The following is a 17,551-nucleotide window of genomic DNA, read 5'->3' as shown; positions in this document are numbered from 1 at the left end:
GCGCCGCTTTGTTTGTTAGCGGTGAAGTCGCCTGTTTAAGAGAGACGCCTGGAAGCGGCAGAATAAACCTCTGAGCGCTCTCTTTTCCCGACAGCCACCACAAAAACCACCACCCGGTCATCAATAACCTGGTATACAAGTCGATAACCGGATGACTTTAGCTTGATCTTATAGCAGTCAGGTATCCCGCTGAGTTTGTTCGCCTCAATTCTGGGTGACTCAAGACACTCAGCCAGCTTCTTTTTAAGCTGTTCACGTACTGTCGGCCCCAGCTTGCGCCACTCTTTCAGTGCCCTCTGATCGAACTCCAGTTGCCAGGTCATTAAAGGTCATCCAGTGTGACCCGGACAGGCTCAGGGTTTCGCAGGCGTTCTTTAACTATGTCTACTAACGCCGCATCTTCGTCACTGAGTAACGTTTGCTTAAAGGGAAGACGTTCATTATCTGCAATATATTCAAGCATCAGGCGCAGCGCATCAGAAGGAGTCACACCCATTTTTTCGAGCGCAGCATAGGATCGTGTCTTCAGGTCATCATCGATTCGAATGTTAATTGTGCCCATAGCGAGTTCCTTTGTATTTACACTTGACATTACAATTGTCGCACTGATGAGTCTGTATCGCAAACAGTAAACATCAGTCACCCGCACAGCCTTATATCTTCCCGGTAAAATCACGCTAAAGCTTATTTTATGCTACGAAAATATAACATCTTCATCCATTAAACCAACTGCAGCAATCGTTAAAGGTTTTCCCGCTACTGGCGATAACCAATAGGCGTTGAGTGCGCCGATCATTGATGAACCCGGCACTCCGCGACGAGTTCTGAACGCGAACGGACCTGCTTTTAGCCCTCCTTTTATACACACCAGAAAGCGCTAATTTAAGCGCAAATTACTCAAATAAAAGCGAAAATAATAATATGTCGATCATTAAGACGATCAAAAGACACCTGCCTGTTGCCCGTCTTAGGCGTAGCAGTCAGCCTGCCAATGGCACCTACGATTGTCGTGCGTTGCCAGATTCACTGGCCTCCGTGGGTTTAAGCTCGCGGGCGGGCGGCATCCTGATGACCTTCGTTCCGCCTGAAGCCGATTTTCAGCGGGTCAGTCAGGCCTGGCAGCGATTCAATTCCGCCGACCTGACGGTATTGACGCTCTCTTCCAACGGCGCGCTGAGCAGCAGCAGATCGCAAAGCACCTACTGTGATGGCAATGGCCCGGAGGGAAGCTACCTCTGGCTGCCGGACACACTGATCGCACGCCATGAGACGCATATTGTTGATCTGCATGTCGCCGACACGCAGACGGCCAGCCAGCGCATCACCGCCATCCAGCAGGAGCTGGCGCGCTTGCAAGTGCGGATGCCGCTCTCGGCCGATCGTACTTTCGCCATGATTTACTGTGACGGATTGTCGGCATCCGAAGGCTTTCTGATGCAGGCCTGGTATAACAGCGGGCGCTTTCCCTGCCTGGCGATTGGCGGTTCTGCCGGGGGTAAAATCACCTTTGATGGCACCTGGATTGGTACAGGTGGCAGGGTGTTGCAGGGCAAGGCTGTGATTGTGTTCTGCCAGATGGCGCCAGGAAAATCATTTGCTCCTTTTAAAAGCCAGAACTTTACGCCACGCGATCAGAGCTGGCTGATTGCTGAAGCCGATCCGGTTGCGCGTACTGTAACGTCAGTATTTAACCGCCAGGGGCAGCAGCAATCGTTTGTTGCGGCGCTGTGTGAACATCTCAACTGCAACGAAGCGCAACTGAGCGAACGGCTAAAGGGACTCACTTTTGGCGTTAAAGTTGGCGGCGAGTACTTTATTCGCTCGATCGCCAAAATTGAATCGGGCGGCGTACACTTTTTCTGCGATCTTGAGTTTGGCGATCGACTGTTCCTGATGGAAGAGAAAGACTTTAAACAGACGACGCAGCAGGAGTGGCAGGCTTTTACCGCTCAGCATGGCAAACCCGCGGCGATCCTGATGAACGACTGTATCCTGCGCCGTGTCGGTAATGCCGATAAGCTGCATAATGCCCATTTCTTCAAAGGCATTGCCGCCGCCGGTTTTTCCAGCTTCGGCGAAATCCTGGGTGTGCCCATCAATCAGACGCTCTCCGCGCTGGTGTTCTTTAATCATGACGTCAAAGCGATGAGCCAGTTCCCGGTAGAGTACGCCGGCTACGCGGCACACTACGCGCAGCGAGCGTTGCGCCGCTGGGAAGCGCTGAACAGCATCCAGACGCGGGTGCTGGATCGGGTTATCACTTATCAGCAGGCGCTGACGCCGCTGATGGAGGCGCTGCCGGTGCTGGAAACAGCCACTCAGAGCCAGGGAGAAACCCTGAGCCTGGCAGAGAGCAGTATCCGTAACATCAGTAACATCGCCACCGAGAGTCAGCAGGCGCAGGGCCGGCTGGATGATGGTCTGGACGATCTGGAGAAAATTTCCAACGGCATCAATGAGATTACGCATGGCATCAGCAATATTGCTTTCCAGACCAATATCCTGGCGCTGAATGCCGCAGTAGAAGCGGCTCGTGCAGGCGAGGCTGGGCGGGGATTTGCTGTGGTCGCGGGCGAAGTTCGTCGTCTGGCGCACTCCTCAAAAGAGCAGGCTGAAGCTACGGCCAGTAACATCGGTGAGGCAGTCAGCACCATCTCACGTATCCGGCTGGTGGCCAGTGATTCGGCGCAGACCGCCGCCCAGATGGCAGAGCGCAGTATCAGTGCAGCCGATACGCTGGCGGCCATGAATCAACAGACGCGACATGAGCGCGCTGATATTGCGAAGCATCTTGGCAGCCTGCGTGAACTGACGCAGGGGATGGATGCAATGCAGGAGGCCGTCGCGCAGCTCAAGGTGTTACAAACTCTTTCCGGTGCGCAGGTTAAGGCCTGATTTATCAGCATAAAAGACAAAAAAGTGCGGTGTAAGCGTAACGACCAGGCAGGGCGGGCTTTCAGTTGTTACACTTGTCGGTGATTAACCACGCAGAGGTATGAATGAAAATTAAAAGTTATGCAGCCATGCAGGCTGGCCAGGCCCTTGAACTCTATGAGTACGATGCCGCCGAACTGGCAGCCGAAGAAGTCGAAGTCCAGGTCGAATATTGTGGCGTCTGCCACTCAGATCTGTCGATGATCGACAACGAGTGGGGCATCTCTCAGTTCCCGGTGATTGCAGGACATGAAGTGATTGGCCGGGTTTCAGCCCTGGGCGAAGCGGCTAAGAACAAAGGTCTTTCAGTCGGCCAGCGTGTAGGAATCGGCTGGACAGCAAAAAGCTGTCAGCACTGCGATGCCTGTATTAACGGCGAGCAGGTTAACTGTCAGCAGGGCAGCATCCCGACCATCATGAACAAAGGTGGTTTTGCCGAGAAGCTGCGTGCTGACTGGCAATGGGTTATTCCGCTGCCAGAAAAACTGGATGTGGCGAGCGCCGGTCCGCTGCTGTGTGGCGGTATCACCGTGTTTAAACCGCTGCTGATGAGCAACATCACGGCAACCAGCCGTGTGGGTGTGATTGGTATCGGCGGACTGGGCCATATCGCAATCAAGATTCTGCACGCGATGGGTGCCGAAGTGGTGGCATTCAGCTCAACGCCAGATAAGAAGCAGTCGATCCTGGATATGGGCGCGGATGAAGTGGTTAACAGCCGTGATCCAGAAGCTTTGAAAAAGCAGGCAGGCCGTTTTGACCTGATCCTGAGTACTGTGGCGGTCGACCTGGACTGGAAACCTTATTTCGCTGCGCTGGCACCTCAGGGTAAATTCCACACCGTGGGTGCCGTGATGAAGCCGATTGAAGTGAGTGCTTTCGATCTGATCCTGGGCGACAAAGCGGTGACCGGTTCATCAACCGGCTCACCAGGCCAGCTGCGTTCGCTGCTGCGACTCGCCTCGCGTGCGGATATTGCGCCACAGGTTGAGTTCTTCCCGATGTCTGACATCAATAAAGCGCTGGATCACGTTCGCGCCGGTAAAGCCAATTACCGTGTGGTTCTGAAAGCCGATTTCTGATGCGAATCTGAAATGACATGCCGCAGCCTGCTGCGGCATTTTTTTATCCTCAATTTGTCAGCAATCCCTTAGCCAGCCCCGCGGCAATCACCTCATCGGCTGTCACGCTGAACCATTTCTCTGTAGCGCATTCCGCGTTATCACGTCGCCATGCGGCAACCATCTGGTAGCCCAACGTATAGCCATACCATCGGCGAAAGTCACCCGTGCCGAAGAACCAGGCAGAATGATCATAATGAGGACTTTGCAGCGTGGTCAGCGGCACTGGATTAGCCTGCAACTCGCTTAGCTCTATGGCTTGCTCCCAGGGCTCTGCTGCCGTTTTAAGCAGCCAGCAGACGAACTGACCCGCCAGACCTTCGCTGACCAGCGCTTCACCCAGCGTCCAGCCATATCCCGGCCCGCGCATTCGCAAACAGTGATGGACTTCATGCACGATATGCCGCACCAGCGTGCCATTTTCCAGCATCCCGGGCAGATTCGGATTTGCCGGGTCAATGGCCAGGCCGAACAGGGTGGGCCCGTAAGCCCGGCCTGCAAAACCGGTTTCAGGTATTACTGCCTCCGGCATGCACTGAACCAGAATATCCAGACGAGGGACACGTGTCACGGAGGAGAGGTGCTCGCAGGCGAGCTCAGCGGCCCTGACTATTGACGATTTATAGGGCCCAACATCACCCGATGCCTCAAGCCAGTGCAATTTCCATAAGTCGTTCACAGACTCTCCTGTCAAAGGTTGATAATCAGAACACAGGTCCGGGACGCGCCAGAGCTACTAATACCTTAACCGGCAATGCTTTAAACAGACACCGGAAGAAAGCGTTATCGTTGTCGGTAAAGAGTTAAAAGCAACTTCCGGAACGCCTGCCATTCCTGAACATTCAGGGCTGTCTCGTCGCGACGCCAGCACCGATAGATACCCTGCCACAAGAAAATAGTGCAGTTTGGCCCGATTCCATCGAACACTGTCCTTTGAGCCTGTTACGCGCAGGTAAACAGTGCCGTAAATTAACCTGATGGTAGCCAGTAAGCCTGGCTGATTTCACTGAGACTGTTTACGGAGCCAAAATGAAGCTGACCCAGATTCGTAATGCCACCCTGCTACTGGACTATGCAGGCAAAAAATTCCTGATCGACCCGATGCTGGCCGAAAAAGAGGCCTGGCCCGGGTTTGCCGGAAATGCCCGTCCCCATCTTAGAAATCCGATGGTTGAGCTGCCTGTCCCGGTCGCTGCACTGCTGGCAGTCGATGCGGTTATTATCACTCACACGCATATGGATCACTGGGATGAGGCTGCGCAGCATCTAGTGCCGAAGACGATGATGATCTACAGCCAGAACGAAACGGATGCAGCGCTGATTCGTTCGCAGGGTTTTGAAAATGTTCGCGTGCTGCAGGATGAGAATCCATTTGTTGATGGCCTGACAATCTATAAAACCGACGGTCAGCACGGCAGCAATGCCTTATATGCCGACAAAGTGATGGGCGATATTCTGGGTGACGCCTGTGGTCTGGTCTTTACCCATCCGGCAGAAAAAACCCTCTATATAGCTGGCGATACCGTGTGGGTTAAACCTTATGTCAGAGCGCTGCAACGCTTTCAACCACAGGTGGTGGTAATGAATATCGGCAATGCAACCAACGATCTCTATGGCCCGATTATCATGGGAAAAGAGGATACCCAGCGCACGCTGAATATCCTGCCTGACGCAACGCTGGTTGCCTCACACATGGAGGCGATCAACCACTGTTTGCTGACGCGCGCGGAGCTGCGTGCCTGGACTACCGAACAGGGTATTGCTGACCAGGTGCTGATCCCGGAAGATGGTGAAACAATGACGTTCTGAGCGTCGTGGCACTAACCCGGCACAATTGTGCTGTGAGGTCTCAACACTACGCTGCCACACAATAAGGGGAGAGGATGGCTGTTCTGAAAGTCGCGGTGCTGGCAACGGCCGGTTTTAGTCCGTTTCATTTTTCAGTTCCCTGTATTCTGTTCGGCTCAGCCCTGCCGCAGCCGGATCTGTTTCATGTTGATATCTGCGCACTGAAACCAGGCCCGGTCATCTCAGAGATGGGGTTGTCAATTACGGTGGAACAGGGTCTTGACCCGCTTGATCAGGCGGACATTATTATCGTGCCCTACTGGCATAATCCGGCTGAAAAACCTGCGCAGGCGCTGCTTGATAAGCTAGTGGCAGCCTGGCAGCGCGGCGCAGAGATCGTTGGACTATGTCTGGGCACTTACGTACTGGCTTATGCAGGTTTGCTCGATAAGCATCGTGCTGCCACTCACTGGGAATTTGAGCGTGACTTCAGCGAGCGCTTTCCGCAGGTTCACCTCGACAGTAATGCTCTTTATACCCGTGACACTCGTCTGATCACTTCTGCCGGCACCGCGGCGGGCATCGACTGCTGCCTGGATATCATCCGTCACCACTATGGCAGCGCCATGGCTAATCGGGTAGCCAGACGCATGGTGGTGCCGCCTTACCGTGAAGGCGGTCAGGCGCAGTTCATTGAGCGACCCGTTCCGGAAACAACGCGTGACAGTAAGATCAACGCGTTGCTGGCGTCCCTGCGACAGAATCTGGATCAGCCGCAGGATCTTGACTCACTTTCGCGGACGCTCAGCATGAGCAGGCGAACGCTGACGCGTCATTTTCACCAGGCGACAGGCATGTCCCTGGGAGAGTGGCTGACAGCAGAGCGTCTGCAACGCAGCCAGCTTTTACTCGAAACCACCGGCATCAGCATTGAATGTGTGGCAGAAAAGGCGGGTTTTGATTCGCCCGTGTCATTTCGTCAGCGTTTTAAATCCCGGTTTGGCGTCTCTCCCAGCGAGTGTCGCCGGACATTTCGGGGGCCGCATCCGGTGATGAGTGATGAGACATTACGACAGGACGATGAGTGACCAGGCCCGGATGAATTTCTGCGCCTGTGACTTTGCCTGCCGGAATATTCCCGCGTAATGACGGTCACTATTCCGGCAGAAATAAATGCGACTACAGCAGGAAATCATCCAGCGACTGGCCGTTTTCAATGGCCGCCTTAATTACGGAGGGCGTTCGGCCCTGACCCGTCCAGTAACGAACCTGACCATTTTCGTCATTGTAACGGTATTTCGCCGGACGCTTTGCGCGTTTCTTTTTGCCGGTTACCGAGGGGGATGCGCTCTTCACCAGCTCCGCCGGGTTGATCCCTTCTTCCATTAACAGCTCCTGGTAGAACGCCAGTTTTTCTGCTTTCTCACGCGCTTCCGCTGCTCGCGCGTTTTCCTCTTCACGACGTTCATTTACCACGGTCTCTAATTTCTGGCGTAACTCTTCCAGCATATCCAAAGCCATATTGCGCGCCTCTGCACGAAGCGTGCGGATATTGTTCAGGCTGCTCAGGTTCTTACTCATAACAAATCCTCAAATACTCAAATTAATCAATGAAGTGCAAATTATTCAGCTGGCAAGGGTAACATTTACCCACGTGATATTTGAAGCGCTAGTGTAGTCTTATTCGCTATTAATCCTCTATTAATGGTGCTGGTTGAACCAATAAAGAAGAAATTTTAAGCGAAATCTGCTGGTTAATTGCGGATTATCATTGTTGAAACAGGATTGTGGGATTTGCATTTTTGCTTTTGATTAACTGTGCTTAAATCAGTCAACAGGGTTTATTAAGGACAGGCATGAAGTTTCGCCAAAAAAATGAGGGTTCAGCGCCAAAAATCTCGCCGCTGCTAAGAAGTATTATCCTTTCAGGCGTATTGCTCAGCGTGGCGGTGATTGGCTTAAATGTGTGGACGCTGCGGGAAGACTGGAATGAAACCGTCGATAAAGCTGAAGATACGGCGGTTAATCTGTCACTGTCACAGGCGCGCCAGGCGGACGATACATTTTTGCAGACCGAGCTCTCTTTGCGCGAGGTGCAACGCGAGCTCGAAAAGCAGATTGCCACAACCGGTGTAGATGGCGAGGCGCTGAGCCAGACGATGCGCCTGTTGCAGAGCCACCTGCCACAACTACACGGTTTGTTCTACTATGATGCGCAGGGGAAATGGATAGCCACTTCTATGAGCCGGATACCGCCTGACATCAATAATTCCGATCGTGAATATTTCGATTATCACCGCACCAGCCCGCGCGATACCCTGCACGTCGGCCCGGTGCTTCGCAGCCGCACCACTCACGAGCTGGTGATCCCGGTTACGCTGCGTGTGAACGATGCCTTTAACGGCTTTCGGGGCGTCTTACTCGCCACCATCAAAGTGGACTATTTCCGCCGTTTCTACAGCTATTATGAACTTAGCGAAGGCGATGTACTGGTACTGATGCTGGCAGACAGTACCGTGCTTTACGCCCGTCCGATGCCGGATAGCTACATTGGCAAAAACCTCTCAGTGAGTCCGCTTTTCCTCAGGATGCTGGCCCATGCGGATAAAGGCAGCGGTCAGTGGACCGCTGCGCTTGATGGTAAAAAACGCATCTTTGGCTTTGTCCGCTCACAGCGATACCCGCTGGTGGTGGCCGCGGGATATGACAAGCGCGCGCTGTTTAACCACTGGCTCAAGAGCTGGGTACATGATCTGATTCTGAGCCTGGCGCTGCTGATTGTTATTCTTTTACTGGGTGCATTTGTACTGCGTCAGGCACGGCATACGCTGCGTTATCAGCTTGAGCTGACCCGATTACGCGATGATCTGACCGCGGCTAATCGCGCACTGGAAAATCTGGCACAGAGTGACGGGCTGACGGGTGTTGCCAACCGGCGCCATTTTGATCACATGCTGACTGAATGCCTGCAGAACGCGGAGCGCAGTGGCCAGCCGGTGTCATTAATCCTGCTCGATATCGATTATTTTAAACGTTTCAACGATACCTACGGCCATGTGGCGGGTGACGACTGCCTGAAAAAAGTGGCTACTGTTCTGAAGAACGCCGCCCGCCGCAAAAACGAACTTACGGCCCGATATGGCGGCGAAGAGTTTGCCATTATTTTGCCCGGACAGCCGTTGTCAGCCGCGTTGAACTTCGCTGAATCGATCATCGACGCTGTTAACAGGCTCGATATTCCGCATCTCACCACGGAACTGCCGCAAAAGCACGTCACCCTGAGTGCAGGCTGCGCCGTCTATCTTGCTTCAGACTCACAACAGGAAAAAGAATCGCTGATAGCGCGCGCGGATGAGGCTTTGTATCACGCGAAACGGGCAGGGCGTAACCAGGCCATGTGTGAAGAACGTAGCGGCTGAGCATCCGTGATCAAATCCTTAATCCTGCCTGTGGCATGGTGACTGCTCAACTTAAACAGGGAGCGGCCATGTCAAACGATACCGGTTTCACTCATCTTGCTTTACAGGTACGGGATTTAGAGAAGAGCGTAGATTTTTATCAGCGTTATGCCGGGATGCAGGTGATACATCAGCGTGAACCTGGCATTCCTGAAGCACAGAAAGTGGCGTGGCTGTCGGATTTAACCCGACCTTTTGCGCTGGTGCTGGTGCAATCTGACAACAGTGTAGATACGCCGCTGGGTCCATTTGGTCATATAGGGGTGGCCTGTAGCAGCCGTGAAGAGATAGATGAAAAAGTGGCACTCGCACGGCTCGAAGGTGTGTTGCGACGCGACGCGCAGCAATCTGGTGTGCCAGTCGGATACTGGGCATTTTTTGCCGATCCTGATGGCAATACGCTAGAGCTCTCTTATGGTCAGCAGATCGGACTGGAAATTATCACAGCCGCCACACGCAATCGCTGAATAAATAAAGCGGTTGAGAGAACAGAATGAAACCCATTACCTGTTGCGTGACTGCGTAAAGTTTTTCAGTTATTGAGTTCAGGGTAACGCCTGAGCAGGATTATGGATGGAGAGACAATAACAAGATGAGAAAGGAAAGGGTACAGGCTGGCCGGTAATTGAGATGCTTGAACCTGACCATTTATGGTGAAAAAACCGCCTGCCTGATGCAGGCGGTGTTTCATTATGCATACTGGATTAAATCAGGAAATCATCCAGCGATTTACCTGCATCAATGGCAGATTTAATAGCAGATGGGGTACGGCCCTGGCCAGTCCACTGCTTAACCTCACCATTTTCGTCGGTGTACTGATATTTAGCCGGACGAGGCGCGCGTTTTTTCTTCACGGCTGGTGCAGTCGGCATACCATTTAACAGTTCGTTAGGATCGATACCTTCCTGCAACAGTAATTCACGGTATTTTGCCAGTTTCTCAGCTTTTTCACGATTAGCTGCTTCAGAAGCCTGTGCTTCTTCACGTCGCTCACTCACCACAACCGACAGTTTTTCCAGCATTTCTTCCAGGGCAGCAAGGTCAAGCTCGCGAGCGTTTGCGCGAAGGGTACGGATATTATTCAAGCTGTTGAGAGTGTCACTCATCAAAGTCACCATAGTCATGTTCAGATAATAAAATACAGAGCGGGTTCACGCTGATGCTTTTCGTCAGACCTGCTTTTTTAAGATGCTTGCCTTCGAAGAATCAAAATACAGAACCGATAGTTCAACGCCAACATATTAATCGCTTTCTCAAAGAGTTTAAACTGTAATTAACGTAAGACCCTTAAACAAAAGTAAAGTTACTCTTTTTTTTACACTCTTCGCTCAAAATGTCAAAAAGGTGCCTCATCTGATGATGCTCAATAATTTAGTTACGTTATGGATAAACCAGGCTTTCACGCCGCTTTTCCAGCAGAATCGCTTCGCTAATCGCGGACCTGCTTTGTTCCGAGAGGCAGTCACCGTGCATACTTCTCCAGATAAGGCTGGATATGTCCATGAGGCCACCATAATAGGGTTGTAAAGGACGCATAGCAAAATTACTAAAAAATAACCATCAGGCGGCTGATTTATTCAGACAATATCTAAGGCCATGAAATCAGATTAATTTATCACTTAAATAACGTTCTGGTTAAGGCGATCATCACCAGACGGGTTATGGCTTTGTTTTAAAAGCCTGGAGAGACAAACCCCAGTAAAGGGGGATAAAACAGTCAGATTCACGCGTGACCTGTATGACCCTGGATTGATTATTTAGGGGCGTAATGACTTTTTAGCCGCCGTATGGGGCCAGAGAGGCTGTCCGCTAATCAAGGCAACCTGAGCCACATCATCCGGGTACCATATTGCCTTATGCGCCGATGAAGCGGTAAACAGTGCGATCTCAATTGCCCTCAATACTTACTCACAAGCAAGCTAAACTGTATAAGAGACGCTATTGTCAGCGATATAAGGGGTTCTCAGGAGAGACTGGCGTGTTCAAAGGCAATAAAAAGTCATTACCGGTTCGCTACTGCAAAACGTGTAATAAACCGATGTCATGGCGAAAAAAGTGGGAACGATGCTGGGACGAGGTGTTGTATTGCTCGGAACGGTGCCGGCGGCAGCGTACTGATCGGCAAGAGGATGATACAGAAATAAAACCTGAACCTGACCTCTGACGCTGACTAGAGCTGGCCAGGGATTGACCTGGCCTCAGTCAGGGGAATGGGGCTATTGCTGTACCTCGATCTGTTGCCAGCCTCTTTTAAACATACAATCTTTAACCAGTATCTCTCGCTGGCTTTCATTGGCGTCGCTGGTGGAGTAATCGGTGTCAGTGGTTTTATATTTACTGTCTTTTGAGGTGTATTTACCGCTAACGACATTGTCAGGGGGTAAATCCCGCAGTGCCTGGGCCCGACAGGCTGTTTCCGTTATTGTTTCCTGCTGTTCAGATGCATCTGGCTTGACCCATTTATACTGCACACATCCGGTCAGACAGAGAGTAAATAACATCAGCATAAGAGGTTTCATAATCTGTTTCTCAGTGCTCCCCGCCTGAGTTGAGACGAGTGATTGAGTAAGGAAACCGATCGGCAGGGTTTCCTCACCACAAAAAAAGGGAAGAGTCATCCGACGTTAAAATGTCAGGCCGCCACCGATATAGGGACCATCGATCAGGGTATGTCCCGGACGTCCATCTTTGCCATCAACACCCGCATAGCGATAGCCCACTTTTAACACCAGTGGATCCACAGGTGACCAGCTGACACCGCCATTGGCCTCAACGAAATTCTTAACGCTGTTGGTCAGCTGTTCCGGGGCGGAATAACCTTCTCCATACAACGCAAAATTAGCGGGCAGATTGATTTTCACACCGCCGCCAACAGGAAACGCAACGCCGTTATCTCCTTTTTTGCCGCCGATGTAAGCGGCTTTAACGCCAGCCGTCAGCATCACAGGTCCAATTTCAAGGTTATAACCGGTACCCGCCTGACCAATCTGAACACCATCCGCCGTATTTTTGATCCACTGACCATCAACATAAAGCCCGCCGGATGAACGGCCGATTTCTGCGTCCAGTACCGAGGTGTTTTTACTTTGTTCAGCATTCAGGCCAATGGCCATGGCAGAGGAGGATGCACACAATAATAAGCCAAAGCCAATTACAGAAATTTTCATTGCTCAGTTTTCCCACAGAATCAGATTTTCAGGATAATGATTAAGAGTGCTATTAAAGCAGATTTACTTTTGCACAATCTCTTTAACATCGTGCTGTTGTAACTGATGCATGTTTCCATCCGTGTCTTTATAAGAGATCATGCCTGTTTCTTTATCTTTTGCGGGTTTGCCATGAGTCGTAATCATGTGCCCATCGTTGGTGGAGATCACATAATTGCTTGAGCAGGCGGAAAGGGACATAACAGAAGTTATCATCGCTATAGCAAAAGCGAATTTCTTGCCAGAATTAAAAGATGTCATTTTACTTTCCTGTCGTTTCTTTTTAAGAAGATGCGGCATTATTCGCTGTGATTGTTAAACGACATGCTAACAATCCGGCAGTTTGCCTCTTTATCAGGATGAGAATGATCTGGATCAATATCATGGGTTGCTCAGGAGTAAGCAACCATGGCGGGTATTGATTGTTTTGCGACCAGTACTTGCGGAAGCAAAGGCAGAAGTTTGTACTGAGAGAATCAGGAAGAAAACCAGCAAGGTAGAGGAAAAGAAACTTAAGCTCGAATCCCAAAAATGAATCTGTAAGAAGCATAGGCTGATGCTCAAAGACTGAACTAAACGCATTTATTCGGAGGCTCACGCTGGCGAATCTCCGCTCTTCGGTAAATTCCGCATTTTCCTTTATCTCTTGTCAGTTTGGGGGGGCATCAGGCTATCACCACTCTCCTCTTCTTTTTATGCATTTTCAGACAGTATCAGGCAACATTCTTACCCTTTTAATGCCAGAAAGGGCTGCATTCCGAATGGGAGCCGTTGTCGATACACTGCATACTCAGCGTTACTGGGTTCTGTTACTATCATCGGGAACCAGGTATAAAAAAAACCACTCAGTTGAGTGGTTGTAAAAAGAAAAAAATAGTTAATGAGCAAAACTGCGATACATAATGTTTTAATACTGGGATATATCTATGCCAGGAAATAATATCCGTTAACAGACATGTTAGCTATGGGATTTATATGAAATGATGCAAAGTGAAAGCGTAACAATGACCATAATACACTGAATGTTAAAAATTCACCACTCACGTAACTGTTTATCGATTAATTTATTTTTTTAACAACATGGATTAAACTTTGATTGTTTTTCTGATGCGGATTTATCGTGCTCATCATGCTCATTACATTTTTAAAACACATGGAGGTAATCACTTTTCTTAAGATCCCGTTAAGATCTGCATCGTAAATTAGCCCGACAATTTTAACGGAGATAAATATGAAAAAGATTCTTTTAGCAGCATTGTTTGCCGGTATGAGTTTTGGAGTTTCTGCACAGGAAGGTTTTGTTAATCCAGCAGGGCAGGGGTATTCTCAGGGCGGATTTAAAGGTCCGACACCCGGCGTCTCTTCTGTCGCTCAGGTTAAGACGCTGCGTGATGACGCATGGGTCGTTCTGGAAGGTAACATCATCAGACAAGTGGGGCATGAACTTTATGAGTTCAAAGATGCTACCGGAACGATTAATGTCGATATTGATGACAAGCGCTGGATGGGACAATCGTTATCACCGAGTGATAAAGTCCGTCTTGAAGGTGAAGTTGATAAAGACTGGAACAGTGTTGAGATTGATGTAAAAACGGTTCGGGTTCTTAAGTAATCCTTATTCGCTCATCATCTGGCGGTGGCCTGAAAATCAGGGCACTGCCATTGTGAAAATGACCCTCCCGGGACGCCTTTCTTTCATTACAGCGGCCGCCAATTAGTTACAACACCCTATTTGAGCAGATTACGTTACCGGCGCTATCCTGCCAGATTGGTTTTTTTGATTAAACCTGAACGGAGCCGTTCTGTGAATCCGAGTGCTCATTGACCAGCCGCCCCGCACGGCCCGAAGGGCCGTAATAGTTATTTACGGCATATTGAATGATGTAACTAAATGGATACTCTCTGCTAGAGTGCGGGAATGATTCAACATTCTCCACATCCGCCTTTAACTGTTGAACCCGCGCCTAGAAGACCCCCCATTTAATGCGCTGTTGACCTGCCGTTGACCCTGACGGCAGTTTTCTTCTGCCTGCCCGATGCCAGATCAAAAACCGAAACGAGTATCATTTATAGAATGAGTGCTTCTTACTTTTAGGCAGGGCGTGATATGGCAATGAATATGGGCAGCACCTACCGGATCCTTGGCTATCAGCCATCGGTAAATTCCGCCTGGCGCCAGAAATTACTGACAATGGGCATGCTTCCCGGCGCAGTTATTGAGGTCATTCGCGTGGCGCCAATGGGCGATCCGGTGCAGATCTCTACCCGCCGTGTCAGCCTGGCGGTGCGGCAGCGTGACCTGGATGACATCATCCTGGAGGAAATCGTCTGATGAAGAAGATAACCATCGGGCTGATTGGTAATCCTAATACCGGCAAAACCACGCTGTTTAACCAGCTCACCGGTGCCCGACAGCGGGTCGGGAACTGGGCTGGCGTCACGGTTGAGCGCAAAGAGGGTCAATTTTTTACCGCGCAGTCAGATGTCAGGCTTATTGATCTGCCAGGCACCCGATCGCTGACAACGCTATCTGCTGAAAGCTCGATAGATGAGAGCATCGCCTGCCAGTATCTCTATCAGGATCACGCCGATGTGGTGATTAACGTCGTCGATGCCTCCAGTCTGGAAAGTAATCTGTTCCTGACCTTTCAGCTGCTGGAACTGGGCGTACCCTGCATTGTCGCCCTGAACATGCAGGATATTGCCGCCAGCCAGAACATCACTATTGATGTCGCAGCACTGTCAGCTCATCTCGGATGTCCGGTCGTTTCACTGACATCAACCAAAGGTGATGGCATTGCCCAGCTCAAAGCGCTGATTGACCAGCCCCATATTTACAGAGCACCGGAACGGGTACGTTATCCGGCTGCGATTGAAACGGCCATTGAGCAGCTCTGCCAACAGATGCCCGCCGCCATAGCCCCACAAAAACGCTACTGGCTGGCCTTGCAACTGCTGGAAGGGGATATCAACAGTCAGAAACTTTGTCCGTCGCTGGTTCCGCATTTGCCCGAGATTATGCAGCAGGCCGGTGGAGAGACCGGTGTACAGATTGCCGATTACCGCTATCGCACCATCAATGCACTTTGCGCGGCAGTGAGTAACATTCATCACGCAATGCCCGCCGGTTTGACCCGCAGGATCGATAAAATTGTGCTGAACCGCTGGCTGGGCATTCCGATATTCCTGGCGGTGATGTATGTAATGTTCGTGCTTTCAATTAACATCGGTGCTGCGCTACAGCCACTGTTCGACAGCAGTTCGGTGGCGATATTCATTCATGGTGCGCAATGGCTGGGCTATGTCTGCCACTTCCCTGACTGGCTGACGGTTTTCCTGGCGCAGGGTATCGGTGCCGGTATCAATACCGTGCTGCCGATCATTCCGCAGATTGGCCTGATGTTCCTGTTCCTCGCTTTCCTTGAAGACTCCGGCTACATGGCGCGCGCCGCTTTTGTGATGGATCGTCTGATGCAGTCACTGGGCCTGCCGGGAAAATCCTTTGTGCCGCTGATTGTCGGCTTTGGCTGTAATGTCCCGTCGGTCATGGGGACACGGACGCTGGATACACCGCGTGAGCGTCTGCTGACGGTGTTGATTGCGCCTTTTATGTCATGTGGCGCACGGCTGGCGATTTTTGCGGTTTTCGCTGCGGCATTCTTTAACACCCACAGTTCCAGCCTGGTTTTCTCCCTCTATCTGCTGGGCATTGTGGTGGCCATCGCGACCGGGCTGGTGCTTAAGCATACCCTGCTGGGCGGAGAAGCCTCGCCGTTTATCATGGAGTTGCCGGTCTATCACCGGCCTCACCTCAAAAGCCTGCTGTTGCAGACCTGGCAACGGCTGAAAATGTTTGTGGTGCGAGCCGGACAGGTGATTATCCTGGTGAGCATGCTGATTGGCGTACTGAGCAGTTTTGCCTTTAATGGCCACATGGTTAATGACATTAACCACTCTGCGCTGGCGGCGACCAGCAAAGCAATCACCCCCGTGCTGTTGCCGATTGGTGTCACTCAGGATAACTGGCAGGCAACAGTGGGGCTGGTGAGCGGCATCATGGCGAAAGAGGTCGTGGTCGGCACGCTCAACAGCCTTTACACCACAGAGGCAATCCAGAGTAGTCCATTTGATCCGCAGGCTTTTGACCTGCCTGGTGAGCTTAAAGAGGCGCTGACAGAGACCTGGGCGGGGTTAACGGCTGCCTTCAGAATTGATGCGCTGGCCCATCCCATCGATGCCAGTAAAGGCGATGGTGAGATGGCGACTGGTTCGATGGGCGTGATGTCAGCCAAATTTGGCAGTGGCTTTGCCGCTTACAGTTACTTAATTTTTGTCCTGCTTTATGTTCCCTGCGTCTCGGTCATGGGGGCTATTGCGCGGGAAGCCGGTAAAAAATGGATGATGTTCTCATTCTTCTGGGGACTCAACATCGCCTACACCACCGCCACGCTGTTTTACCAGACCGTCACTTTTGCCGACCATCCTGCATTCAGTGCGACCTGCCTGATAAGCATGCTGGTGCTGAACGGAATCATCCTGCTGGCATTGCGAAAAGCGGGAAGCCGGGTGCAGTCAATACCGGTCATGCTCAGGGAGGAAAAGGGGAGTTGCAGCGGCTGCCACGGCGGCTGTGATAAGCAGAAAGGCTTTGCCCGGTAAAAATAAGTACTGATGACATTCACTCTTTCCGCTGCCGGCGATTCCTGGCCGCAGCGGACAGGTGAGGATTGTCCTGTTGATTGTTCTTACGAATTTGAAGCCAGAATGGTGGGATGATTAGCGTATGAGCAGTGACAAAGGCTGCATGACAATTAACCCGGCCAGAAGCATTATCCTTCCTTCTGAAGGCAGATGTTTACCAAAGCAGGTCTGACCATGCACTGCAGCATGCCCTTATTATGGATAGCGGCTCCTGTTTTGCAGACAGATTCGCAGCATGCGGTATGGCAGTAAGGATAAATCAATTAAATCAGCCGGATGAACGCTGTGGATGCTCGACGCAGCGTTTATCCGTACCGGCTTACACACAGGCTGTCCACTTTTT

Annotated in this window: 18 protein-coding genes; 10 read left to right on the top strand and 8 right to left on the bottom strand. The window is 51.2% G+C overall.

The features are described 5' to 3' along the window. Positions 1 to 35: 35 nt before the first annotated feature. Together OK412_RS22895 and OK412_RS22890 are read right to left on the bottom strand one after the other, a co-directional pair. Positions 36 to 323, bottom strand: coding sequence for a type II toxin-antitoxin system RelE family toxin (locus tag OK412_RS22895; RefSeq protein WP_010257030.1), 288 nt, complete (start codon positions 321 to 323; stop codon positions 36 to 38). After that, on the bottom strand, positions 323 to 562 hold the full coding sequence (locus OK412_RS22890; protein WP_010257033.1) for a type II toxin-antitoxin system RelB/DinJ family antitoxin: 240 nt from the start codon (positions 560 to 562) through the stop codon (positions 323 to 325). Before OK412_RS22890 ends, OK412_RS22895 begins: the two co-directional genes overlap by 1 nt. Positions 563 to 921: 359 nt before the next feature. Here OK412_RS22890 and OK412_RS22885 point away from each other — a divergent pair, with 359 nt between their 5' ends. Together OK412_RS22885 and ahr are read left to right on the top strand one after the other, a co-directional pair. Further along, on the top strand, positions 922 to 2,895 hold the full coding sequence (locus tag OK412_RS22885) for a methyl-accepting chemotaxis protein (RefSeq protein WP_033759934.1): 1,974 nt from the start codon (positions 922 to 924) through the stop codon (positions 2,893 to 2,895). 104 nt (positions 2,896 to 2,999) lie between these two features. After that, positions 3,000 to 4,016, top strand: coding sequence for an NADPH-dependent aldehyde reductase Ahr (gene ahr, locus OK412_RS22880; RefSeq protein WP_010257039.1), 1,017 nt, complete (start codon positions 3,000 to 3,002; stop codon positions 4,014 to 4,016). Positions 4,017 to 4,065: 49 nt separating this feature from the next. Here ahr and OK412_RS22875 read toward each other — a convergent pair whose 3' ends face one another. Further along, positions 4,066 to 4,734 carry a DUF2268 domain-containing putative Zn-dependent protease gene (locus OK412_RS22875; RefSeq protein ID WP_031292291.1) on the bottom strand — a complete coding sequence of 223 codons (669 nt, stop codon included), beginning with the start codon at positions 4,732 to 4,734 and terminating at the stop codon, positions 4,066 to 4,068. Between the two features lie 350 nt (positions 4,735 to 5,084). Here OK412_RS22875 and OK412_RS22870 point away from each other — a divergent pair, with 350 nt between their 5' ends. Both OK412_RS22870 and OK412_RS22865 read left to right on the top strand, forming a co-directional pair. Then, positions 5,085 to 5,864 carry an MBL fold metallo-hydrolase gene (locus OK412_RS22870; protein ID WP_060678732.1) on the top strand — a complete coding sequence of 260 codons (780 nt, stop codon included), beginning with the start codon at positions 5,085 to 5,087 and terminating at the stop codon, positions 5,862 to 5,864. A gap of 74 nt (positions 5,865 to 5,938) precedes the next feature. Further along, positions 5,939 to 6,931 carry a GlxA family transcriptional regulator gene (locus OK412_RS22865; RefSeq protein ID WP_264353634.1) on the top strand — a complete coding sequence of 331 codons (993 nt, stop codon included), beginning with the start codon at positions 5,939 to 5,941 and terminating at the stop codon, positions 6,929 to 6,931. Between the two features lie 91 nt (positions 6,932 to 7,022). On the opposite strand, the gene OK412_RS22860 is transcribed toward OK412_RS22865, so the two are convergent. Further along, entirely contained in the window at positions 7,023 to 7,424 is a 402-nt protein-coding gene (locus OK412_RS22860) for an H-NS family nucleoid-associated regulatory protein (protein WP_010671934.1), read from the bottom strand. A 275-nt stretch (positions 7,425 to 7,699) separates the two neighbouring features. On the opposite strand from OK412_RS22860, the gene OK412_RS22855 reads away from it, so the two are divergent. Together OK412_RS22855 and OK412_RS22850 are read left to right on the top strand one after the other, a co-directional pair. Beyond that, positions 7,700 to 9,262 (top strand): sensor domain-containing diguanylate cyclase, encoded by a 1,563-nt coding sequence (locus tag OK412_RS22855; RefSeq protein WP_256850000.1) that lies wholly within the window; start codon positions 7,700 to 7,702, stop codon positions 9,260 to 9,262. A gap of 68 nt (positions 9,263 to 9,330) precedes the next feature. Further along, the gene (locus OK412_RS22850) at positions 9,331 to 9,768 is read left to right on the top strand and encodes a VOC family protein (protein WP_010257053.1); all 438 of its coding nucleotides are present in this window, start codon (positions 9,331 to 9,333) and stop codon (positions 9,766 to 9,768) included. Positions 9,769 to 10,005: 237 nt separating this feature from the next. Here OK412_RS22850 and OK412_RS22845 read toward each other — a convergent pair whose 3' ends face one another. Further along, positions 10,006 to 10,407, bottom strand: coding sequence for an H-NS family nucleoid-associated regulatory protein (locus OK412_RS22845; RefSeq protein ID WP_010257055.1), 402 nt, complete (start codon positions 10,405 to 10,407; stop codon positions 10,006 to 10,008). 872 nt (positions 10,408 to 11,279) lie between these two features. On the opposite strand from OK412_RS22845, the gene OK412_RS22840 reads away from it, so the two are divergent. Next, complete coding sequence (locus OK412_RS22840) at positions 11,280 to 11,465, top strand: DUF2256 domain-containing protein (RefSeq protein ID WP_010671932.1); 186 nt, start codon at positions 11,280 to 11,282, stop codon at positions 11,463 to 11,465. Positions 11,466 to 11,517: 52 nt separating this feature from the next. Here OK412_RS22840 and OK412_RS22835 read toward each other — a convergent pair whose 3' ends face one another. The 3 genes from OK412_RS22835 to OK412_RS22825 all read right to left on the bottom strand — a co-directional run bounded on the left by OK412_RS22835 (position 11,518) and on the right by OK412_RS22825 (position 12,768). Continuing rightward, positions 11,518 to 11,820 carry a hypothetical protein gene (locus OK412_RS22835; protein WP_029519489.1) on the bottom strand — a complete coding sequence of 101 codons (303 nt, stop codon included), beginning with the start codon at positions 11,818 to 11,820 and terminating at the stop codon, positions 11,518 to 11,520. A gap of 105 nt (positions 11,821 to 11,925) precedes the next feature. After that, a complete protein-coding gene (locus OK412_RS22830; protein ID WP_033770122.1) occupies positions 11,926 to 12,468 on the bottom strand; it encodes a YfaZ family outer membrane protein in 543 nt (180 codons plus the stop codon). 63 nt (positions 12,469 to 12,531) lie between these two features. After that, positions 12,532 to 12,768: a YgdI/YgdR family lipoprotein gene (locus OK412_RS22825; protein WP_010257065.1), complete on the bottom strand. Its 237-nt coding sequence runs from the start codon at positions 12,766 to 12,768 to the stop codon at positions 12,532 to 12,534. Positions 12,769 to 13,738: 970 nt separating this feature from the next. On the opposite strand from OK412_RS22825, the gene OK412_RS22820 reads away from it, so the two are divergent. From OK412_RS22820 to feoB, 3 genes are all read left to right on the top strand, one after another. Further along, a complete protein-coding gene (locus OK412_RS22820; protein WP_010671929.1) occupies positions 13,739 to 14,119 on the top strand; it encodes a YgiW/YdeI family stress tolerance OB fold protein in 381 nt (126 codons plus the stop codon). A 495-nt stretch (positions 14,120 to 14,614) separates the two neighbouring features. Next, the gene (locus tag OK412_RS22815) at positions 14,615 to 14,839 is read left to right on the top strand and encodes a FeoA domain-containing protein (protein ID WP_022624265.1); all 225 of its coding nucleotides are present in this window, start codon (positions 14,615 to 14,617) and stop codon (positions 14,837 to 14,839) included. Further along, complete coding sequence (gene feoB, locus OK412_RS22810; protein WP_264353633.1) at positions 14,839 to 17,166, top strand: Fe(2+) transporter permease subunit FeoB; 2,328 nt, start codon at positions 14,839 to 14,841, stop codon at positions 17,164 to 17,166. The genes OK412_RS22815 and feoB overlap by 1 nt, the downstream gene beginning before the upstream one ends. The last annotated feature ends 385 nt before the right edge of the window (positions 17,167 to 17,551 follow it).

Origin of the sequence: Pantoea sp. JV6 (assembly GCF_025910055.1) — a bacterium.
Lineage (GTDB): Bacteria > Pseudomonadota > Gammaproteobacteria > Enterobacterales > Enterobacteriaceae > Pantoea > Pantoea agglomerans.
This window is presented reverse-complemented; position numbering and strand designations above follow the sequence as displayed.